Annotated in this window: 20 protein-coding genes; 10 read left to right on the top strand and 10 right to left on the bottom strand. The window is 74.5% G+C overall.

Annotation, left to right across the window (positions count from 1 at the left end; translation table 11 throughout):
- Positions 1–87 precede the first annotated feature (87 nt).
- Positions 88–450, top strand: coding sequence for a PRC-barrel domain-containing protein (locus tag ACRYRX_RS09710; protein WP_432511654.1), 363 nt, complete (start codon positions 88–90; stop codon positions 448–450).
- A gap of 17 nt (positions 451–467) precedes the next feature.
- Here ACRYRX_RS09710 and ACRYRX_RS09715 read toward each other — a convergent pair whose 3' ends face one another.
- The 4 genes from ACRYRX_RS09715 to ACRYRX_RS09730 all read right to left on the bottom strand — a co-directional run bounded on the left by ACRYRX_RS09715 (position 468) and on the right by ACRYRX_RS09730 (position 5307).
- Positions 468–1520: a hemolysin family protein gene (locus ACRYRX_RS09715; protein ID WP_432511655.1), complete on the bottom strand. Its 1053-nt coding sequence runs from the start codon at positions 1518–1520 to the stop codon at positions 468–470.
- Positions 1517–2884 (bottom strand): hemolysin family protein, encoded by a 1368-nt coding sequence (locus ACRYRX_RS09720; protein WP_432511656.1) that lies wholly within the window; start codon positions 2882–2884, stop codon positions 1517–1519. Before ACRYRX_RS09720 ends, ACRYRX_RS09715 begins: the two co-directional genes overlap by 4 nt.
- A gap of 142 nt (positions 2885–3026) precedes the next feature.
- Positions 3027–3848 carry an alpha/beta fold hydrolase gene (locus ACRYRX_RS09725; protein WP_432511657.1) on the bottom strand — a complete coding sequence of 274 codons (822 nt, stop codon included), beginning with the start codon at positions 3846–3848 and terminating at the stop codon, positions 3027–3029.
- Positions 3849–3852: 4 nt separating this feature from the next.
- Positions 3853–5307: a GuaB1 family IMP dehydrogenase-related protein gene (locus tag ACRYRX_RS09730; RefSeq protein WP_432511658.1), complete on the bottom strand. Its 1455-nt coding sequence runs from the start codon at positions 5305–5307 to the stop codon at positions 3853–3855.
- Between the two features lie 117 nt (positions 5308–5424).
- On the opposite strand from ACRYRX_RS09730, the gene ACRYRX_RS09735 reads away from it, so the two are divergent.
- From ACRYRX_RS09735 to ACRYRX_RS09755, 5 genes are all read left to right on the top strand, one after another.
- Positions 5425–6204, top strand: a complete 780-nt coding sequence (locus ACRYRX_RS09735; protein ID WP_432511659.1) for a response regulator transcription factor — start codon at positions 5425–5427, stop codon at positions 6202–6204.
- Positions 6201–7379, top strand: a complete 1179-nt coding sequence (locus tag ACRYRX_RS09740; protein WP_432511660.1) for a sensor histidine kinase — start codon at positions 6201–6203, stop codon at positions 7377–7379. Before ACRYRX_RS09735 ends, ACRYRX_RS09740 begins: the two co-directional genes overlap by 4 nt.
- A 137-nt stretch (positions 7380–7516) precedes the next feature.
- Positions 7517–11329 carry a multifunctional oxoglutarate decarboxylase/oxoglutarate dehydrogenase thiamine pyrophosphate-binding subunit/dihydrolipoyllysine-residue succinyltransferase subunit gene (locus ACRYRX_RS09745; protein ID WP_432511661.1) on the top strand — a complete coding sequence of 1271 codons (3813 nt, stop codon included), beginning with the start codon at positions 7517–7519 and terminating at the stop codon, positions 11327–11329.
- Positions 11330–11459: 130 nt separating this feature from the next.
- The gene (locus ACRYRX_RS09750) at positions 11460–12062 is read left to right on the top strand and encodes a GDSL-type esterase/lipase family protein (protein ID WP_432511662.1); all 603 of its coding nucleotides are present in this window, start codon (positions 11460–11462) and stop codon (positions 12060–12062) included.
- Between the two features lie 9 nt (positions 12063–12071).
- On the top strand, positions 12072–12794 hold the full coding sequence (locus ACRYRX_RS09755) for a uridine kinase family protein (RefSeq protein ID WP_432511663.1): 723 nt from the start codon (positions 12072–12074) through the stop codon (positions 12792–12794).
- Here ACRYRX_RS09755 and ACRYRX_RS09760 read toward each other — a convergent pair.
- On the bottom strand, positions 12700–13455 hold the full coding sequence (locus ACRYRX_RS09760; protein ID WP_432511664.1) for an AAA family ATPase: 756 nt from the start codon (positions 13453–13455) through the stop codon (positions 12700–12702). The genes ACRYRX_RS09755 and ACRYRX_RS09760 overlap by 95 nt on opposite strands.
- A gap of 168 nt (positions 13456–13623) precedes the next feature.
- On the opposite strand from ACRYRX_RS09760, the gene ACRYRX_RS09765 reads away from it, so the two are divergent.
- The 3 genes from ACRYRX_RS09765 to ACRYRX_RS09775 are packed head-to-tail and all read left to right on the top strand — an operon-like array spanning position 13624 to position 16288.
- Entirely contained in the window at positions 13624–14550 is a 927-nt protein-coding gene (locus tag ACRYRX_RS09765; protein WP_432511665.1) for an ABC transporter substrate-binding protein, read from the top strand.
- The gene (locus ACRYRX_RS09770; RefSeq protein ID WP_432511666.1) at positions 14547–15518 is read left to right on the top strand and encodes an amino acid ABC transporter permease; all 972 of its coding nucleotides are present in this window, start codon (positions 14547–14549) and stop codon (positions 15516–15518) included. The genes ACRYRX_RS09765 and ACRYRX_RS09770 overlap by 4 nt, the downstream gene beginning before the upstream one ends.
- The gene (locus ACRYRX_RS09775; protein WP_432511667.1) at positions 15515–16288 is read left to right on the top strand and encodes an amino acid ABC transporter ATP-binding protein; all 774 of its coding nucleotides are present in this window, start codon (positions 15515–15517) and stop codon (positions 16286–16288) included. The genes ACRYRX_RS09770 and ACRYRX_RS09775 overlap by 4 nt, the downstream gene beginning before the upstream one ends.
- A 44-nt stretch (positions 16289–16332) precedes the next feature.
- Here the strand turns inward: ACRYRX_RS09775 and ACRYRX_RS09780 are convergent, their stop codons facing one another.
- The 5 genes from ACRYRX_RS09780 to ACRYRX_RS09800 all read right to left on the bottom strand — a co-directional run bounded on the left by ACRYRX_RS09780 (position 16333) and on the right by ACRYRX_RS09800 (position 20110).
- A complete protein-coding gene (locus ACRYRX_RS09780) occupies positions 16333–17337 on the bottom strand; it encodes an iron-containing redox enzyme family protein (protein ID WP_432511668.1) in 1005 nt (334 codons plus the stop codon).
- Positions 17334–17567: a CDGSH iron-sulfur domain-containing protein gene (locus ACRYRX_RS09785; protein ID WP_432511669.1), complete on the bottom strand. Its 234-nt coding sequence runs from the start codon at positions 17565–17567 to the stop codon at positions 17334–17336. Before ACRYRX_RS09785 ends, ACRYRX_RS09780 begins: the two co-directional genes overlap by 4 nt.
- Positions 17567–18229 carry a HemK2/MTQ2 family protein methyltransferase gene (locus tag ACRYRX_RS09790; protein ID WP_432511684.1) on the bottom strand — a complete coding sequence of 221 codons (663 nt, stop codon included), beginning with the start codon at positions 18227–18229 and terminating at the stop codon, positions 17567–17569. The genes ACRYRX_RS09785 and ACRYRX_RS09790 overlap by 1 nt, the downstream gene beginning before the upstream one ends.
- A 164-nt stretch (positions 18230–18393) precedes the next feature.
- Complete coding sequence (locus ACRYRX_RS09795; RefSeq protein WP_432511670.1) at positions 18394–19332, bottom strand: PDR/VanB family oxidoreductase; 939 nt, start codon at positions 19330–19332, stop codon at positions 18394–18396.
- Positions 19325–20110 (bottom strand): MOSC domain-containing protein, encoded by a 786-nt coding sequence (locus ACRYRX_RS09800; protein WP_432511671.1) that lies wholly within the window; start codon positions 20108–20110, stop codon positions 19325–19327. The genes ACRYRX_RS09795 and ACRYRX_RS09800 overlap by 8 nt, the downstream gene beginning before the upstream one ends.
- A gap of 64 nt (positions 20111–20174) precedes the next feature.
- Here ACRYRX_RS09800 and ACRYRX_RS09805 point away from each other — a divergent pair, with 64 nt between their 5' ends.
- Entirely contained in the window at positions 20175–20693 is a 519-nt protein-coding gene (locus ACRYRX_RS09805) for a DinB family protein (RefSeq protein WP_432511672.1), read from the top strand.
- Positions 20694–20701: the final 8 nt, after the last annotated feature.

The raw sequence follows: 20701 nt of genomic DNA on the forward strand, positions 1-20701 counted from the left end.
CGGGCCGGTCCTGGCCGGGCGGCGGGAGGGTCCTGTGAAGGAGGGCTCGCGTGGCGGGCCGGGCACGGCTCGTCCACAGTGAGCGGCATGACGATCCTCGTGCAGGACCTGAACCAGTGGAAGGGCGCCCCCGTCGTCGACGTGAGCGACGCGAAGATCGGCACCCTGGCCGCGGTGTACGTCGACGCGGCCACCGACGAGTGGCTGTTCGCCGCCGTGGAGACCGGCGTCGTGGGGTTCAAGAAGGCCGTGCTCGTGCCCCTCGAGGGGGCGGCCGTGGGCCGGCACGACCTGCGGGTCGCGCACTCGAAGGAGACCGTGAAGGCGGCTCCCGCGTTCGGCACCGACGACGAGCTCGGCCCCGACGACGAACCGAGGGTGTACGCCCACTACGGGATGGACTACTCCCCCGCCGCGACGCCCAGCGGGCGGCGACTGGCCCGGCGCTGAGGGCCGCGCGCCCGCGGTCAGCCGCGGGCGCGCTGCATGGCGTCGCTGACCTCGCCGACGAGCTCCTCGAGGACGTCCTCGAGGAACACCACGCCGATCACGGTGCCGGCCTCGTCCACGACCCGGGCCAGGTGGGCGCCGGTGCGGCGCATGGCCGCGAGCGCGTCCTCGACCTCCTCCCCGGCGCCGAGCGTGCCCAGGGCGCGGATCCGCTTCTCCGGCACCGGTTCGGCGTACCGGTCGGGGTGCTCGGCGGGGTCGGCGTACAGGATGTCCTTCAGGTGCAGGTACCCGTGCAGGTCGCCGTCGGCGTCCAGCACCGGGAAGCGGCTGAACCCGGTCCGCGCGACGAGGGCCTCCACGTCGGCGGGGGTGGCGCCCAGCGGCAGCGTCCGCAGGTGCTCCAGCGGGACGGCGATGTCGCCCACGCTCCGGTCGGAGAACTCCAGGGCGCCGGTGACCAGACCGCCGGAGTCGTCCAGCGTCCCCTCCCGGCGGGACTCGGCGACGATGGACTGCACCTCCTCGACCGTGTACGCGCTGGAGACCTCGTCCTTCGGCTCGACCCCCAGCAGCCGCAGGATCGCGTTGGTGAGGGCGTTCAGCGCCCGGATGAGCGGCCCGGTGACGCGGCCGATGGCGACCAGCGGCGGGGCCAGCAGCAGCACGGCCCGGTCGGGGCCGGCGATGGAGAGGTTCTTGGGGATCATCTCCCCCACCACGACGTGCAGGTACGTCACGATCGACAGCGCGATGACGAGCGCGACGGGGTGGACGAGGAACTCCGGCAGGTGCGCGGCGTGGAACGCCGGCTCCAGCAGGTGCGCCAGGGCGGGTTCGGCCACGGCCCCCAGCCCCAGCGAGCACAGCGTGACGCCGAGCTGGCAGGCCGCGAGCATGAGGGAGACGTGCTCCATGGCCTGCAGCGCGGACCGGGCGCGGGCGCTGGTCTCGGCGAGCGGCTCGATCTGGCTGCGGCGGGCGGACAGGACGGCGAACTCGGCGCCGACGAAGAACGCGTTGCCGAGGACGAGCAGGACCGCCAGGGCCAGGGCCGCCTGGTCGCTCACGAGGTGCCTCCGGGTCGGGTCGGGGCCCCGGCGCTGCGCGCGCCGGGGACGGGCCGGGCCGGGGCCGGCGGTTGCGGCCGCAGCCGCAGCCGCTCGACGCGGCGGCCCTCCATCCGCGCGACGCGCAGCACCGCGCCGTCGACCTCGACCTCGTCACCCACGGCGGGGATGCGGCCCAGGCGGGACATGACGAACCCGCCGACGGTCTCGTAGGCGGGGTCGTCGGGGACGTCGACGCCGGTGGCGTCGCGGACCTCGTCGGGGCGGGCCAGGCCGGGCACCGTCCAGGAGGCGTCGCGGTGCTGGCGCAGGCCCCCGCGGTCGCGGTCGTGCTCGTCGGAGACGTCCCCGACGATCTCCTCGACGAGGTCCTCCAGGGTCACGACCCCGGCGGTGCCGCCGTACTCGTCGACGACCACGGCCAGCTGCAACCCCTTCTGCCGCAGCTGGAGCAGCAGCGGTTCGAGGGTCAGGGAGTCGGGGACGCGGCGGGCCTGGGCCATCAGGGCGGCGGCCGGGACGTCGTGGCGGCGCTCGGGCGGGACGGCCACGGCGGCCTTGAGGTGGACGACGCCGCGCACGTCGTCGTCGTCGTCGCCGGTGACGGGGAACCGCGAGTGGCCGGTGGTGCGGGCCTTGGCGACGACGTCGGCGGCGGTCTGGTCCAGGGTCACGACCTCCATCCGCACGCGGGGGGTCATGACGTCGGCGGCGGTCTGGTCCCCGAACAGCAGCGACCGGCTGATGAGGTTCGCGGTGCCCTCGTCCAGGGTCCCCAGGTCGGCCGAGCGGCGCACGAGGGCGGCCAGTTCCCGCGCCGAGCGGGCCCCGGACAGCTCCTCCTGGGGTTCGACGCCGATGCGCCGCAGGAACCAGTTGGCGCTGCCGTTCAGGACGCGGATGAGGGGGCCGGTGAACCAGGTGAAGCCCCGTTGCAGCGGCGCGACGACCCCGGCGGTGGGCAGCGGGACGGACAGGGCGAGGTTCTTGGGGACCAGCTCGCCGACGACCATGGAGAACACCGCGGCGACGACGACGCTGACGATCCCGGCGACCGTGTCGGCGGGCCCGGGGCCCAGGCCCAGCCCGGTCAGCGGCCCGTTCAGCAGCGCGGCCAGGGACGGTTCGGTGAGGTAGCCGAGGAGCAGGGTGGTGAGGGTGATCCCGACCTGCGCGCCGGACAGCTGCGTGGACAGGGTGCGCAGCGCGGGCAGGACGCCGGCGGCGCGGCGGTCGCCGTCCTCGACGGCCTTCTCGACGGTGAACCGGTCGAGGGTGACGAAGGCGAACTCGGCCGCGACGAACACGGCGGTGCCGAGGGTGAGCAGGACGCCCACGAGCAGCAGCAGCCACTCGGTCAGCACGGGGGGACTCCCGAGCCGGTGGCGGTGGGGGGGTCCGGGTCGGGCCGGGGATCTGAGCTCATGACTCCGCCGATGGTAGACGGTGGCGCCCCGCCGGGCAGCCGGGGAGGCGCCGTCCCGGGGCGTGGTCCGGGGCGGGGTCTCAGAACAGCGTGTCCCCGGCCAGGAACGTCTCCAGCGGGGTCACGCAGCGGCGCGCGGCCCGCAGCAGCGAGTCGTGGCCGCACCCGCCGGCGACCAGCGCCGTCGCGGTCGGCACGGCGGCGGCCATCGCGTGGGCGGCCTCGGCGAAGTAGGCGGGTGAGCGCTCCCCGGTGAGCAGCAGCGCGCGGGCGGGCAGGTCGGCGTAGACCTCGGCGGGCCCGTCGAACTGCAGGCCGGCGCGGGTCTCGGCCAGGACCTGCGGCAGCCGCGCGGCCGTGGAGCGGCCCCACTCGGTGCGGGCCAGGACGCCGCCGAGGAGCCGCTGGACCCGTTCGGAGCGGACGGCCTGCAGCGAGGACGTCCGCAGGTGCCGGTCCAGGTGGGCCAGGGCCAGGTCGGGCGAGCCGGTCGCCAGCGCCCGGGCGGCCTGCTCGATGGCCTCCTCGGGCACCGACCCGTCGATGGGCAGCACCGCGTCGTACACGGCGACGCGGTCGACGCAGCGCTCGAGCAGCCCGGCGGTGGCCAGCAGCGCGACGAGCCCGCCCAGGCCGTGCCCCAGGACGAGCCGGGCCCCGGTGCGGGTCAGCACCGCGCCCAGCAGCGCGACGTCGTCGGCGACGGCGTACCGCGCGCCGCCGCGGCCGGTGTGCTCGCGCTCGTAGCGGTGCACGGTGAACCGGGCCGCGAGGCGGTCGGCGAGGCGGGCGTAGTCGGCGGCCGCGCGGGTGCCGTGCACGAGGACGAGGCCGGGACCGGTCCCGGTCGTGGTGACGTCCACGGGCGACCCGTCGGCCCGGCGCACGCCCTCGAGGATCAAGCGGTCACCACCCCGCGGGCAGCGGGCGACCCTCGTCGTAGCCGGCCGAGGACTGCAGGCCGACGACGGCGCGCTCGGCGAACTCGGGCACCGTGCGGGCGCCGACGTAGGTGAAGGAGGACCGCACCCCGGAGGTGATCTGGTCCAGCAGGTCCTCCACGCCGGGCCGGTGCGGGTCCAGGTGCATGCGCGAGGAGGAGATGCCCTCCTCGAACAGGCCCTTGCGGGCGCGCTGGAACGGGGAGTCGGCGCGGGTGCGGGCCGCGACGGCGCGCGCGGAGGCCATGCCGAAGCTCTCCTTGTACTCGCGGCCGTCGGCGTCGACGGCGAGGTCGCCGGGGCTCTCGTGGGTGCCGGCGAACCAGGACCCCACCATGACCTGCGAGGCGCCGGCGGCCAGGGCGAGGGCGACGTCGCGCGGGTGCCGGACCCCGCCGTCGGCCCAGACGTGACCGCCCAGCTCGCGGGCGGCGGCGGCGCACTCCAGGACGGCGGAGAACTGCGGGCGCCCGACGCCGGTCATCATCCGGGTGGTGCACATGGCGCCGGGACCCACTCCGACCTTGACGATGTCGGCGCCGGCGGCGAGCAGGTCGCGGACCCCCTGCGCGGTCACGACGTTCCCGGCGACCACGGGGACCTGCGGGTCCAGGGCGCGCACGGCGCGCAGGGCGTCGAGCATCTTCTCCTGGTGCCCGTGCGCGGTGTCGACGACGAGGGTGTCGATCCCGGTGTCCAGCAACGCCTTCGCGGTGGCGGCGACGTCGCCGTTGATGCCGACGGCCGCGGCGACGCGCAGCTTCCCGCGCGCGTCGAGGGCCGGGGCGTAGACGGTCGAGCGCAGGGCGCCGGTGCGGGTCAGGGCGCCCACCAGCACCGGCCCGTCGCCGTGGTCGCGCACGACGGGGGCGAACCTGCGGCGCGCCTCGTGCAGCGCGGCGAAGGCGGCCTCGAGGTCGTCCTCGACGGCGGCGTCCACGGTGACGGGCTCGCGGCTCATCACGGTGCCGACCTGGGTGAAGCGGTCGACGTCGGCGCAGTCGGCGGGGGTGACGACGCCCAGGACGTGGCGCCGCTCGTCCAGGACGACGGCCGCCCCGTGCGAGCGCTTGGGGATGAGGGCCAGGGCGTCGGCGACGGTGTCGTGCTCGTGCAGCACGACGGGGGTCTCGAAGACGGGGTGGCGGTCCTTGACCCAGGCCACGACCTCGGCGACGACGTCGAGGGGCAGGTCCTGGGGCAGGACGGCCATGCCGCCGCGGCGGGCGACGGTCTCGGCCATCCGGCGGCCGGAGACGGCCGTCATGTTGGCGACGACGACGGGCACGGTGGTGCCGGTGCCGTCGTGGGTGGACAGGTCCACGTCGAGGCGGGAGGTCACCTGCGAGCGCGACGGTGCGAGGAACACGTCGTTGTAGGTGAGGTCGTGCTCGGGCTGGCGGCCGTCGAGGAAGTGCACGCGCACAGCCTAGGACGGCTGGCGGCGGCGGAGAGGGTGTGCAGGGCTCGTGCACACCGCGGGCGGGGCGGTCGCGGCCGGGGCCGGGGTACCGGGGTCGGTCCTACGCTGGCGCTCATGAGCATCGGAACCCCCTCGGCCCAGGGCGGGCCCGGCGGCCAGCCCGGTCCGGCGACCCCGCCGCGCACGGCCGTGGTCGTCGAGGACGAACCCACGATCGCCGACGCGGTGGCCCGCCGGCTGCGCGCCGAGGGCTACGCGGTCCAGACCGCCGGTGACGGCCCGGCCGGGGTGGAGCTGTGCGAGCGGGTGAACCCCGACGTGGTCGTGCTGGACGTCATGCTGCCGGGGTTCGACGGCCTGGAGGTGTGCCGCCGGGTGCAGGCCTCGCGGCCGGTGCCGGTCCTGATGCTCACCGCGCGCGACGACGAGACCGACAAGCTCGTGGGCCTGGGCGTCGGCGCGGACGACTACATGACCAAGCCGTTCTCGATGCGCGAGCTGGTGGCCCGGGTCAACGGCCTGGTGCGCCGGGTCGAGCGCGCCCGCGCCCTGGTCGGTGCCCCGGAGCCGGCGTCGGAGGCGATGCGCTTCGAGGTCTCCGACGGCGAGCTGGAGATCGACCGCGCGCAGCGGCGCGTCCGGCGGGCCGGTGCGGAGGTCCACCTGACGCCGACGGAGTTCGACCTGCTGGTCTGCCTGGCCGAGTCCCCGCGCACGGTGTTGACGCGGGAGAAGCTGCTGGAGGAGGTCTGGGACTGGGTCGACGCCTCGGGCACCCGGACGGTCGACAGCCACGTGAAGGCGTTGCGCCGCAAGCTGGGGGCGGACCTGGTCCGCACGGTCCACGGGGTCGGGTACGCGTTCGAGCCGGCCGGCGGCCAGGAGGCCCCGTGACGGGTCCGCAGCCGCGGCCGCAGCCGCAGGAGCCGGTCGGGACGGGGCTGACGGGCCCCATCCCGATCAGCGGGGCGGCGCACGACGCGCGCGTGCGGGCGGCCAAGGCCGCCGACCGGACGGCCACGCGCCGGCCGTGGCCGGACGTGCGCCCGCTGGACCCGGTGCACTCGATCAAGACGAAGCTGGCGCTGCTGGTGGCGGCGTCGGTGACGATGGCCTCGCTGCTGGTGTGGGCGGGGTTGCGGCTGGCCGAGATCCACATCGGCCCGCGGTACACGCTGCCGGCCTCGATCGTGGTGACGCTGGTGTTCACGCAGCTGCTGGCGCGGGGCATGACCTCGCCGCTGCGGGAGATGACGGCGGCGGCGCGCGCGATGGCGCGGGGGGACTACTCGCGGCGGGTGCGCTCGACGTCCAGCGACGAGGTCGGGGAGCTGGCGGACGCCTTCAACCGGATGGCCGAGGACCTGGAGGCGGTGGACCGCGAGCGCCGGGAGCTGGTGGCGAACGTGAGCCACGAGCTGCGGACGCCGGTCTCGGCGCTGCACGCGGTGATGGAGAACCTCGTCGACGGGGTGACCGAGCCGGACCACGAGACGCTGAACACGGCGCTGGCCCAGACCGAGCGGCTGGGCCGGCTGGTCGAGCAGCTGCTGGACCTGTCCCGCCTGGACGCGGGGGCGGTGGAGCTGGACCGGGAGTACCTGGAGCTGGAGCCGTTCCTGGGGCAGGCGACGCGGGCGATGTCGATGACGGGCCGGGACGTGGAGTTCGTGCTGGACGTGGACCCGCCGGGCCTGGAGGTGCTGGTGGACTCCGCGCGGCTGCACCAGGTCGTGGCGAACCTGCTGGACAACGCCTCGCGGCACTCCCCGCCGGGCGGGAAGGTGTTCGTCTCGGCCCGCGCGGTGGGCCAGGTCGTGCGGATCACGGTGCAGGACCAGGGGCCGGGGATCGCCGACGCCGACCGCGAGCGCGTGTTCGAGCGCTTCCAGCGCGGCAGCGCCCGCACGGACGGCGGGACGGGGCTGGGGCTGGCGATCGCGCGCTGGGCGGTGCAGCTGCACGGGGGGACGATCCGGGTGGCGCCGACGCCGGAGGAGGGCGGGTGCCGGATCGACGTGCACCTGCCGCGCTTGCTCGACGAGACACCCACCGTCACCGGACGGTGACGGTGGGTGTGACCACGGTCACGGGTCCTCCTCCGGCGCGACCGCAGGGCGGCGGGCGACCGCATACCACACCGGGATAGGGTGGTGGGGCGCCCGCAGTCGGAGAAATCACGAACGAGGAAGAAGGCGACACCGCCGTGCCTCAACAGCCCTCGCACCACGAGGACAAGATCGCAGCGACCTTCGGTCCGAACGAATGGCTCGTCGACGAGCTGTACGAGCAGTACAAGGCCGACAAGAACTCCGTCGACCAGGCGTGGTGGGACTTCTTCGAGGACTACTCCCCCGCCGACAACCCGGCCGGGACGACCCGGTCGGTGGCGCCGGCGGCCAACGGCAACGGCAACGTCAACGGCCAGGCACCAGCGCGGCCGGCCGAGGCGCCCGCACCCCAGGCGCAGCCGAAGCCCGAGCCGAAGCCCGAGGCGAGGATCCAGGTGCAGCCCGAGGCGAGGACCGAGCCGGTGCCGGCACCGAAGACCGCCCCGGGGCCCGCGGCGCAGGACGCACCCGCGCCCACCCCCAAGCCCGTGGCCGCGCCCGCGCCGGCGGCCGAGCCGCAGCCGGCCGCCGACGTCGTCTCCCCGTTGCGCGGCCCCGCCGCGCGCGTGGTGACCAACATGGAGGACTCCCTCGAGGTCCCCACCGCCACCAGCGTGCGCGCGGTCCCGGCCAAGCTGCTGGTCGACAACCGCATCGTCATCAACAACCACCTCAAGCGGGCCCGCGGCGGCAAGGTCTCCTTCACCCACCTCATCGGCTTCGCCGTCGTCGAGGCGCTGGCGGCCATGCCGTCGATGAACGCGGCCTACACGACCGACGCCAAGGGCAAGCCGGCCGTCCTGCAGCCGGCGCACGTCAACCTCGGCATCGCGATCGACCTGCCCAAGCCCGACGGGTCGCGCCAGCTCATGGTGCCCGCGGTCAAGGAGTGCGAGACCAAGAACTTCGCCGAGTTCTGGAGCGCCTACGAGGACGTCGTGCGCCGCGCCCGCGGCGGCAAGCTCACGGCCGACGACTTCGCCGGCACCACGATCAGCCTGACCAACCCGGGCACGATCGGCACCGTCCACTCGGTGCCGCGCCTGGTCAAGGGGCAGGGCGCGATCATCGGCGTCGGCGCGATGGAGTACCCGGCGGAGTACCAGGGCGCCAGCGAGGAGACGCTGACCCGCCTGGCGGTCAGCAAGGTCATCACGCTGACCTCCACCTACGACCACCGCATCATCCAGGGCGCGGGCTCGGGCGAGTTCCTGCGGATCGTGCACACCAAGCTGCTGGGCGAGGACGGGTTCTACGACCGCGTCTTCCAGGCCCTGCACATCCCGTACCAGCCGATCCGCTGGACGCCGGACATCTCGATCAGCCACGACGACCAGATCAACAAGACCGCGCGGCTGGTCGAGCTGATCCACGCGTTCCGGGTGCGCGGGCACCTCATGGCCGACACCGACCCGCTGGAGTACAAGCAGCGGATGCACCCCGACCTCGAGATCGAGACCCACGGCCTGACGCTGTGGGACCTCGACCGCGAGTTCCCCACCGGCGGGTTCGGCGGCAAGGCGCACATGAAGCTGCGCGACGTCCTCGGCGTCCTGCGCGACTCCTACTGCCGCACCGTCGGCATCGAGTACATGCACATCCAGGAACCCGAGCAGCGCAAGTGGATCCAGGACCGCGTCGAGCGCCCGTACGCCAAGCCGACCGCGGCCGAGCAGCTGCGCATCCTGCGCCGGCTCAACGCCGCCGAGGCGTTCGAGACGTTCCTGCAGACGAAGTACGTGGGCCAGAAGCGGTTCAGCCTCGAGGGCGGGGAGTCGGTCATCGCCCTGCTGGACGGCCTGCTCTCGCGCGCCGCCTCGGCCGGGATGGACGAGGTCTGCCTGGGCATGGCCCACCGCGGCCGGCTCAACGTCCTGACGAACATCGCCGGCAAGAGCTACTCGCAGGTGTTCCGCGAGTTCGAGGGCATGCAGGACCCGCGCACGGTCCAGGGCTCGGGCGACGTGAAGTACCACCTGGGCACCGAGGGCACGTTCACGGGCGAGGACGGCGAGCAGACGAAGGTCTACGTCGCCGCGAACCCGTCCCACCTCGAGGCGGTCGACCCGGTGCTGGAGGGGGTGGCGCGCGCCAAGCAGGACCGCATCAACCTCGGCGGCGCCTCGTTCCCGGTGCTGCCGGTCCTCATCCACGGCGACGCCGCGTTCGCCGGTCAGGGCGTCGTGGCCGAGACGCTCAACCTGTCGCAGCTGCGCGGGTACCGCACGGGCGGCACGGTGCACGTCGTCATCAACAACCAGGTCGGGTTCACCACCGCCCCGGCGTCGTCGCGCTCGTCGTTCTACTGCACCGACGTCGGCCGGATGATCCAGGCGCCGATCTTCCACGTGAACGGCGACGACCCCGAGGCGTGCGTCCGGGTGGCGCAGCTGGCGTTCGAGTTCCGCCAGGAGTTCGACAAGGACGTCGTCATCGACATGGTGTGCTACCGCCGCCGCGGTCACAACGAGGGCGACGACCCCTCGATGACGCAGCCGCTGATGTACAACCTCATCGAGAAGAAGCGCTCGGTGCGCAAGAGCTATACCGAGGGCCTCATCGGCCGCGGCGACATCTCCGTCGAGGAGGCCGAGGAGGCGCTGCGCGACTACTCGGCGCAGCTCGAGCGCGCGTTCGCCGAGACCAAGGGCACCGTCAACGGCGGCTCCGGCGACGGGGACAGCCGCGGCGGGCTGGAGAAGCCGTCGGCGCAGGAGGCCGACGAGCAGAAGCCGGTCCAGGCGCGCGAGACGGCCGTCGACGCGGCCGTGCTCAAGCACATCGGCCAGGTCCAGGCGAACCCGCCGGCCGGTTTCACCGTCCACCCCAAGCTGCGGCAGCTGCTGGACAAGCGCGAGCAGATGTCCACCGAGGGCGGCATCGACTGGGGCTGGGGCGAGCTGCTGGCCTTCGGTTCGCTGCTCATGGAGGGCACCCCGATCCGGCTGTCCGGGCAGGACTCCCGCCGCGGCACGTTCGTGTCCCGGCACGCGGTGCTGACCGACCGGGTCACCGGCGAGGAGTGGACCCCGCTGCTCTACCTGGGCCGCGAGGGTGCCGAGCAGGCGAAGTTCTGGATCTACGACTCCCTGCTGTCGGAGTACGCGGCGATGGGGTTCGAGTACGGGTACTCCGTCGAGCGCCCCGACGCGCTGGTGCTGTGGGAGGCGCAGTTCGGCGACTTCTTCAACGGCGCGCAGACCGTCATCGACGAGTTCATCGCCGCCGGTGAGCAGAAGTGGGGCCAGCGCTCCTCCGTCGTGCTGCTGCTGCCGCACGGCTACGAGGGCCAGGGTCCGGACCACTCCTCGGGCCGGATCGAGCGGTTCCTGCAGCTGTGCGCCGAGGACAACATGACGGTCGCGGTCCCCTCGACCCCGGCCAGCTACTTCCACCTGCTGCGCCGCCAGGCCTACGCCCGGCCCCGCAAGCCGCTCATCGTCTTCACCCCGAAGTCGATGCTGCGCCTGAAGGCCGCGACGTCCAGCGTGGAGGACTTCACGACCGGGACCTTCCAGGAGGTCATCGGCGACCAGGGCGGGCTCGACCCGGCGGGCGTCGACCGCGTGCTGCTGTGCTCGGGCAAGGTCTACTGGGACCTCGTCGCCGAGCGCACCGCCCGCGGGGACACCCGCACGGCGATCGTCCGGCTCGAGCAGCTGGCCCCGCTGCCGGTGCAGCAGGTGCTGGCGGTCCTGTCCCGGTTCCCGAACGCCGAGCCGGTCTGGGTGCAGGAGGAACCGGCCAACCAGGGCGGCTGGTGGCACGTCGCGATGGGGCTGTTCCCCTCGCTGGCGGCCAAGCTGCGGCTCGTCTCGCGGCCCGCGTCGGCGTCCCCGGCGGCCGGTTCGGCCAAGCGGCACCAGGCCGAGCAGCGCCGCATCGTCGAGGAGGCGTTCGCCCGCTGACCGGCCCCGTCACCAGGACCCCGTCACCCGTCGCGGGTGACGGGGTCCGTGCGTGGGAGCGACTATCCTCGCCCCGACACCCCGCCCCCCCACGACCGAGGAGCACCACCCGCGTGAGCGAGGACCTGCAGTGAACGGCCGCTACGACGTGCGGGTGTGCCTGATCGGCGACGAGTTCGTGACCGGTGTCGGGGACCCCCGCGCCCTGGGCTGGGTGGGCCGCGTCTCGGCCCGCACCCCGCGCGAGGACCGCGACGTCACGTTCTTCCCGCTCGGCGTCCCGGGCGAGACGACCACCGAGCTGAACAACCGCTGGCGCGAGGAGACGTCCCGCCGGTTCGTCGGCGGCGACGAGCACCGCCTCGTGGTGGGCCTGGGCCACGCCGACCTGGACGCGGGCACCACCCTGGCCCGCAGCCGCCTCAACCTCGCCAACGTCCTCGACGAGTGCGAGGCGCGGGGCCTGCCGACCCTCGTGGTGGGCCCGACCCCGGTCTCCGACGCCGAGCGCAACGAGCGCATCGGGGACCTGGCCGACGCGTTCGCCGACGTCTGCGCGCGCCGCCGGATCGCCTACGTCGACACGTTCTCCCCGCTGCTGGAGCACGAGGACTGGTACGCCGACCTCGCCGCCTCCGACGGCGTCCACCCCGGGCAGGCCGGGTACGGGCTGCTGGCGTGGCTGGTGCTGCACAGCGGCTGGTACGACTGGCTGGGCGTCCCCCAGCCCTGAGGCGGCCCGGTGCACCTGCTCGAGGGAGAACCCGCCGCGGGCCCGTGGCGGCCGGCGTCGGTCGGCGACGTCCTGGACGCGCTGGGGACCGGCGTCGTCGCGGTGGACGGGCGCAGCGCCTCGGGCAAGTCCACCCTGGCCGGCCTGCTGCACGCCGAGGCCCGGCGCCGGGGCCTGACGTCGGTCGTCGTGCACACCGACGACCTCGCCTGGCACCACTCGTTCTTCGACTGGGCCGACCTGCTCGTCGAGGGGGTGCTCGCCCCGCTGCGGCGGGGCGTGGGCGTGGCGTGCACCCCGCCGGGCTGGGCCCCGCACGGGCGCAGCGGGTCCGTCGACGTGCCCGCCGGGACCGACCTCGTCCTCGTCGAGGGCGTGGGCGCCGGGCGCCGCGAGGCGTCGGCGTTCCTGGACGCGCTCGTCTGGGTGCAGTCCGACCACGCCCTGGCCCGCGTCCGCGGCCTGGAGCGGGACGTCGCGTCGGGCGTCAACGGCGACCGCGCCGCGGCCGAGGCGTTCTGGGACGAGTGGGAGCGGGCCGAGCAGCCGTTCCTGGCCGGCCAGCGCCCCTGGGAGCGGGCCCGGCTGGTCGTCGCGGGCACCCCCGTGATCGACCTGGCCCCCGGGCAGCTGGCGGTCAGTCCAGGACCCGGCGCCAGTAGCGCTCCGGGGCGTCCAGGAAGAACCGCCAGTCCCGGACCAGCGGCAGGTCCTCCCACCCGGCGGGCGTGATCCCGTCCGGGCCGACCTGGAGGATCCGCGCCCCCGGCAGCGCCGTCAGCAGCGGGGAGTGCGTCGCGCACAGCACCTGACGGCCCTGCGCGGCCATCGCCGCGAAGGACCGCCCCAGGAGCAGCTGGTTGGTGAACGACAGCGCCGACTCCGGCTCGTCGAGCAGCAGCAGCCCCACCTGCCGCATCCACGCCGCGTCCAGCACCTCCAGGAACGACTCGCCGTGGCTGAGGTGGTGCAGGTCCGCGTGGGCCGGCGAGCCCACGTCGTGCAGCCACGAGTAGAAGCGGTGCATCGTCTCGGCGCGCAGGAAGAAGACCTCCCGCCGGCGGGCGGTGCCGCGCACCACCTCCAGCCGGTCCCCCAGCCCCGAGGCGTCCACCGGGGGCCGGTCGCGGCCCGGCGCGTGCCGGCGCAGGCCCCCCTCGGCGTGCACCCCCAGGGCCTGCCCGACCGCCTCCACGAGCGTGGACTTGCCCGCCCCGTTCTCCCCGACCAGGAACGTCACCCCGGCCGGGACGTCGAGGCCGGTGGTCAGCAGCTGCGCGACGGCCGGGACGTCGTCCGGCCAGCGCCCGGGCTCCACGCGGGTCCCGGCGGCCGGTCCCACGCGGCGCAGCAGGCGGTCGGAGGGGCGGGCGGGGCGGCCGGGAGGGGTCACGGGCCCAGCGTGCCCGCTCGCTCGGACAGTCCCGGCGGGACCGTCCCGGAGCACGTCCCGTGTGACGACCGGGTGACGAACCGGTTTCGGGAGGTGCGCGGTGCGCGGACGCGCGTTCACCTGGTCCACACTGTCCACGCTCCACACCCGTACCCCGGAGGTCCCCCCGTGTCTGCTCGTCCCACCACCCGCCGCCGGCTCCTGGGCGCCCTCGGTGCCCTGACCGTCGCGGGCCTGACCGCCGCCGGCTGCGGCTCCGACACCCTCTCGGGTGACGCCGCCAGCAGCCCGACCACCACGGCCGGCGCGACCGCCTCGGCCGACGCCGCGCTGAAGGCGATGCTGCCGCAGTCGGTGCAGGACTCCGGCGTCCTGCGCGTCGGCACGAACGCCGAGTACGCCCCCAACGAGTTCCTCGAAGGCACCACCGTCAAGGGCATGGACATCGACGTCATGAACGCCGTCGCCGCCAAGCTCGGGGTGCGGGCGGAGTTCTCCGACGCCAGCTTCGACACCCTGCTCACCGGGGTCGTCAGCAACCGCTACGACGCCGCGATCTCCTCGTTCACCATCAACGCCGAGCGCGTGGCGCAGGTGAACATGGTCCAGTACTTCGAGGCCGGCACCCAGTGGGTCGTCGCCAAGGGCAACCCCGACGGCATCGACCCCGACGACGCCTGCGGGAAGATCGTCTCCGTCCAGACCGGCACCACCCAGTCCGACGACGACCTGCCCGCCCGGCAGCAGGCCTGCACCGACGCCGGGAAGCCCCAGATCCAGGTCCTGTCGTTCGACTCCCAGGAGGACGCCACCACGGCCGTCGTCCAGGGCCGCGCCGCCGCGATGCTGGCCGACTCCCCCGTCGCCGCGTACGCCGTGGAGCAGACCGGCGACGAGCTGGAACTGGCCGGCGAGGTCTACGACTCCGCGCCCTACGGCATCGTGGTCCCCAAGACCGAGACCGGCGCCGCCGAGGCGATCTCCCAGGCCCTCGCCGCGATCGCCGAGGACGGCACCTACGCGGCCGCGCTGGCGCCGTGGGGCGGTGAGAACGGCGCCGTGACCGAGTTCCCGGTCAACCCCGCCGCGTCGTGACGACCTCCGGTCACCAGGACGAGGAGGAGCGCCCCGGCCGCATCGACGCGGTCGAGGTGCGCCACCCGTGGCGCTGGGTGGCGCTCGCGGTCATCGCGGTGCTCGCGCTCATGCTGCTGCACCTGCTGCTCACCAACGACAACTTCGACTGGCCGTTCACCCTGGAGGTGATGAACCAGACGATCGTCATCCGCGGCTTCCTCGTCGGGACCCTGCTGACGACCGTGTGCGCCATGGTCATCGGGATCGTCGGCGGGGTGCTGCTGGCGATCCTGCGGTTGTCCGACAACCGGGTCCTGTCGTCGGTGTCGTGGGTCTTCACCTGGTTCTTCCGGGCCGTGCCCCGCTACGTGCTGCTGTCCATCACCGGTGGTCTCGGGGCGCTGTTCGCGACGGGCCTGTCGATCGGCGTCCCGTTCGACTTCCTGCTCACGCAGTGGTTCGGCACCCCGGACCTGCGGCTGCTGACGGTGTCGCAGACGACGTTGTTCGCCCTGTTCGGCGGGGTCTTCGGCGGCATCGTCGGGCTCGGTTTCTCCGAGGCCGCGTACATGGCCGAGATCGCCCGCGCCGGCCTGCTGAGCGTCGACCGCGGCCAGCACGAGGCGGCCGAGGCGCTGGGGATGTCCAAGCGGCTCGCGATGCGCCGGGTGATCCTGCCGCAGGCGATGCGCGTCATCGTGCCGCCCACCGGCAACGAGGTCATCGCCATGCTCAAGGACACCTCGCTGCTGGCCGCGATCCCGGTGTCCACCGAGCTGTTCTTCCGGGTCAGCCAGATCAAGAACCGGACGTTCGAGGTCATGGCCGGGAACATGGCGGCCGTCGCGTACTACCTCATCGCGACGTCGATCCTCATGGTCGGGCAGTACTTCCTGGAGAAGCGGTTCAGCCGCGGGTACGGCACCGGGCCCGCGCGGCGCACCACGGCCGCCGGGGTCGCGATGGGCCCGGGGGGTGCGAAGTGAGCGAACCCCTGGTCAAGGCGCGCAACGTCCACAAGAACTTCGGCCACGTCGAGGTGCTCAAGGGCATCGACCTCGACGTCCACGCCGGGCAGGTCGTGTGCCTGCTCGGTCCGTCGGGGTCGGGCAAGACGACGTTCCTGCGCTGCATCAACTCCCTGGAACGCATCGAGGCCGGCCGCATCTGGGTCGACGGCGAGCTGGTTGGGCTGGCCGAGCGCGGTGGGCGGCTGCACCGCCTCACCGACAAGGAGATCGCGCGGCAGCGCCGGGACATCGGCATGGTGTTCCAGCGGTTCAACCTGTTCCCGCACATGAGCGCGCTGGAGAACGTCGTCGAGGCGCCCGTCCGGGTCCGCGGGGAGTCCAGGGCGCAGGCCCGGCGGCGGGCGCTGGAGCTGCTGGACCGGGTCGGCCTGGCCGACCGGGCCGCCAACTACCCGGCCCAGCTGTCCGGCGGGCAGCAGCAGCGCGTCGCGATCGCGCGGGCGCTGGCCATGCAGCCCAAGCTCATGCTGTTCGACGAGCCGACGTCGGCGCTGGACCCCGAGCTCGTCGGGGAGGTCCTCACCGTGATGCGGGAACTGGCCGCGGACGGCACGACGATGCTCGTGGTGACGCACGAGGTCGCCTTCGCCCGCGACGTCGCCGACCAGGTGGTGTTCATGGACGGCGGGGTCGTCGTCGAGCGCGGGGCGCCCGCGGACGTCATCGCGAACCCGCGCGAGGACCGCACCCGGTCGTTCCTCGCGCGGATGCTCAAGGACGCGTAGCGGACGGTCCTCCCGCACGCCGGGCCGGCGTGCGGGAGGGGGTCCTAGGCGTCCAGGGGGCGGGTCAGCGCCGACTCCCCCGCCGCCCAGCGGGTCATCACGTGCTCGCCGAGCAGGTCGTCGATGAAGGTCGCCGCCTGCATGCCGAACACGACGTCGGCGGCCATCCGCGGGTCGTCCTGCACCAGCGGCGCGATGATCCGGTGCCGCACCACCTGCTCGTGGACGGCGTCCGCCTCGACGTGCTCGGCGTAGAACTCCACGGTGGCCGGCCCGCACCCCAGGCGCTGCGCGGCCGCCACCAGCCGGGCCGACCCCGGCGACGACGTCAGCTCCACCACCGCGAACTGCCCCACGAGCGCGCCGCGCAGGTCGCGGTGCAGACCGGCCAGCGACATGAAGTTGACCTCGGCCAGGACCGGGGCGGGCGCGTGGTCCAGGTAGGAGCCGTACTCGTCGCTCAGCCCGAGCTCGAGCATCATGTCGCCCCACAACCGGGCGTGCATGCGCTCGGGGCGGCCGGCGCCGTACTCGTCGTGCTCGACCGTGACCAGTGCGGCCTTGGCCTCCCCCTCCAGGCGCGGGATCACCCACGCCTGCGGGTCGGCCTCCTTCAGGTGGTACGTCGAGCGCAGCGCCACGTACTCCCGCAGCTGCCACAGCTCCCCGCGCCGCCGCAGGTGGTGCGAGACGCCCCGCGCGGCGGGGTCCTCGGTGACCAGCGCGGCGATCGCCGCGGTCACGTCGTCCCCGCCCGGGACGGCGGCCCGCAGGGCCTGCAGGAACCGCAGCTCCAGCACCCGCCGCAGCGCCAGCAGGTCCGGGTCCCACTCCAGGTCGGCCGCGACCCCGGCGAACCCGCGGTAGTGCAGCTCGTAGCAGGCGTACAGGGCCAGCTGCAGGTCGTCGCCGAACGGGTCGGCGGCGGTCAGGTCGTCCTCGGCGACCACCAGCGGCTGCCCCCGCAGGTACGCCAGGACGGCCGCGCTGAGCGGCCCGCGCTCGGCGGGCAGCAGCGGCTCCCGGGTCAGGACGGTGCTGGTGCTCACGGTTCCTCCTCCGCTTCGGGGACGGCGTTCGCGGTGCGCGGGGCGCCGCGACCGCGGTGGCTGGTGTCGCACAACGGGTACCGGGCGCTGCGGCGGCACACGCACAACGCGGTGACCGGCCGCTCGGAGTGGACCCGCCGGCCGTCCGGCAGGTCGATGTCGACCGGCCCCTCGAGCAGGACCGGGCCGTCGTCGCTGACCAGGACCCGGGCGGCCCCTCCGGCGCCCATCAGGCGGCCTCGCCCGCCGGCGGCCGGACCGCCTCGACGACGACGAGCTCCTCGTGGGTCTGCCCCGGGGCCAGCAGCCCGCGGGCGCGCAGCTCGTCGGCGCGGGCGGTCATCACCGGCCCGAAGGGCTCGTCCGCGCGGGCGACGACGTCGGCGCGCAGCCCCTGCGCCCGCAGCCGCTCCAGGGTGGCCTCCTCCCCGGCCAGGACCGAGTGGACCATCAGCAACCGGCCGCCGGGGACGAGCACGTCCGTGATGCCGGCGCAGATGCGGTCGATCACGGCCCGGCCGTCGCGGCCGGCGTCCCAGGACCGTCCGGGCCGGTGCCGGGGCAGCGCGTCGGTCGCCGCGGGCACGTACGGCGGGTTGGCCAGCACCACGTCGAAGGCGCGCCCGGCCACCGGGGCGAACAGGTCGCCGCGCAGGACCGTCAGCGGCGCCCGGTGCAGCCGGCCGTTGAGCCGGGCGGTCAGGACCGACCGCAGGGAGATGTCCACGGCCGTCACCGTGCGCGCCCCGGCGCGCACCGCGGCCACGGCCAGGGACCCGCCGCCGGTCCCGACGTCCAGGACGTCGCGGTCCACGACGCTGCCGCGCTCGCGGACCGTGCGGGCCAGCAGGAAGGTGTCGCCCTGCGCGGGGTAGGTCCCGGGCAGCCGCAGCACCGGCCGGTGCAGCTGGAGGGACAGGGCCGGGGCGTCGTGGGACGCCGGGGGCAGGGAGGTCGTCATGGAGGGCTCTCCGTCGCGGGGGTGGTGCACGCTGCTGCGTCTCCCCGCCAGCCTGCCCACCCGGCCCCGGTCCCGCACGCGGGAGCGCCCGCGCCTCACGCGGGGGCGATCGTGATCTCCTCCGACAGCGCCCGGGACACGCACGGCATGAGGTGACCGGCCCGCTCGGCGGCGCCCAGGACGAGGTCGCGGTGGTCGACGTCGCCGTCCAGCAGCCGCAGCCGGCAGGTGCCGCAGGTGCCGGACTCGCAGGAGGCGTCGACCTCCACCCCGGCGTCGCGCAGGGCGCCCAGCAGGGTCCGGTCGGCCGGGACCGCCACCCGGGCCCCCGTCGGGGCCCACACGGCCGTGAACGGCGTCCGCCGGCCGCCGAGGGCGTCGACGCCGGCGAAGTCCTCGACGTGGACGCGGCTGGGGCGCCAGTGCGCCGTGAGGGCCTGCACCTCCTCGACGAGCGCGGTGGGGCCGCAGCAGTAGACGCGGGCGTCGTCGTCGGGGTGCTCCAGGTACGGCCACAGGTCGAGGCGGCCGTGCGTGGCGCTGTGGTGCAGGAGCGTGCCGTCGGCGCCGAACTCGTCGAGGAAGGCCGTCTCCCCCGGCTCCCGGGTCAGGTAGAGCAGCTCGACCTGCGCCCTCCCGCGGGCGCGCAGCTCGGCGACCATCGCCCGGACCGGGGTGATGCCGATGCCGCCGGCGATGAACAGGTACCGCTTCGCCGGCCGCAGGGCGAAGGTGTTGGCGGGCCAGGTGACCTCCAGGACGTCGCCCACGTGGACGTCGTCGTGCATGCTGACCGACCCGCCGCGGCCACCGGGGTCCCGGCGCACGCAGACGACGTACTCGCGCGGGGCCCGGCCGCCGGCCTCCACGAGGCTGTAGCTGCGGCGTCCGCCGCGGGGGGTGGTGACGGTGACGTGGGCCCCGCCGCGGTACCCGGGCAGGGCCGCGCCCCGCGGGTCGCGCAGGACGAAGCGGGCGACGGTGGGCGTGAGGTCGGTCTTGCCGGCGACCTGCAGGTGCAGCGGCTCAGGCACCGGGGACCCCCGTCACGCCGTCGCCCACGGCGAGCTGCCCGCCGCTCAGGACCTGGACGTAGAACCCCGTGACCTCGTGCCCGTAGGTGCGCGAGAGCAGCCGCGGGACGGGCAGGTCCCGCCGGCCGGTGCGGGGGTCGACCTCCGTCGCGGCGCAGCGCACGGTCGTCCTCGTCCCCCGCACGCGGACACCGCCGAGGGAGAACTCCTGCCCGACGAGGTCGAACTCGGCCCACGGCTCCAGGCCCTCGACGTGGACGTTGCCGCGGAACCGCAACGGGTCGACGTCGGCGCCGACGCGGTCGGCGAGGTCGCGCACCGAGGCGAGGTTGACGACCGAGACGTACTCCATCTCCTCGTCGGAGCCGTGCGCGGTGTCGGTGAAGCGGCGGCCCTCGTCGCGGGCCACGACCGGTTCGGTGCCCGGCGGCAGGTCCAGGACGCGGGCGTAGAAGGCGCGCAGGCCGGCCAGCCCCTCCTCGGTGCCCAGGTCGGCGGTCAGGACCCGGTGGCCCCGGACGTCGACGGTGAACACGCCGGTCGCGGTGTCGAGGTGGGTGCTCAGCGCGGCGAGCCGCTCCTCGGCGACGAGGACGTAGTACTCGCGCTTGGGGATCCCGTGCCGCATCCCGGGGACGTACGCGCCGCCGGGACGGGCCAGGGCGAGGGTCCGGTCGTGCGGGACGCCGCGACCGGCGGTGAGGGTCACGCGGTCGAGCGGCTGAGCGCTCATGCCCTTGACCGGGTAGACGAACAGGGCGTCGACGTGCGCGCTCACGCCGTGATCGTACGGGCCGGTGCCGGGGTGGTCAGCGCTCCGGTGCCCCCGTAGGGTCCGGTGCATGACGCTCGTTCCGTACACCGCCGGGGAGAAGCCGAGCCTGGTGGCCAGCCTGCAGCGTCACCGCGAGGCCGTCCTGTGGAAGCTCGAGGGCCTCGACGACGAGCAGCTGCGCCGCCGGGTCGTGGGCTCCGAGACCACCCTGCTGGGCACCGTGAAGCACCTGGCCTCCACCGAGTACGGCTGGTTCTGCTCCACGTTCGGCCGCCCGAGCGACGAGATCCCCTCGGCCGTCCTGGACGAGGACCCGCAGGCCGACTGGCGCATCCACCCGTGGGAGACCACCGAGGGTGTCCTGGCCTACTACGAGCGGGCCCGCGCCGCGGCCGACGAGGCGATCCGGGAGCTGAAGACCACCGAGCGGGGCACCGCCTGGCACGGGGCGACGGTCACGCTGCGCTGGGTGCTCATCCACATGATCGAGGAGACGGCGCGGCACGCCGGGCACGTCGACGTCCTGCGCGAGCTCGTCGACGGCCGCACCGGCGACCACCGCGAGGAGCCCTCCCCCGCCGGCTGACCGGGCCC

Source organism: Kineococcus lubricus (assembly GCF_050871965.1).
Classification (GTDB): domain Bacteria; phylum Actinomycetota; class Actinomycetes; order Actinomycetales; family Kineococcaceae; genus Kineococcus.

What these genes read in the sequence shown, in the direction of transcription:
- ACRYRX_RS09710 (WP_432511654.1), top strand. Translation starts at nt 88, where the DNA reads ATGACGATCCTCGTGCAGGACCTGAACCAGTGGAAGGGCGCCCCCGTC.
- ACRYRX_RS09735 (WP_432511659.1), top strand. Translation starts at nt 5,425, where the DNA reads ATGAGCATCGGAACCCCCTCGGCCCAGGGCGGGCCCGGCGGCCAGCCC.
- ACRYRX_RS09785 (WP_432511669.1), bottom strand. Translation starts at nt 17,567, where the DNA reads ATGGGCGCCGGAGGGGCCGCCCGGGTCCTGGTCAGCGACGACGGCCCG.
- ACRYRX_RS09805 (WP_432511672.1), top strand. Translation starts at nt 20,175, where the DNA reads ATGACGCTCGTTCCGTACACCGCCGGGGAGAAGCCGAGCCTGGTGGCC.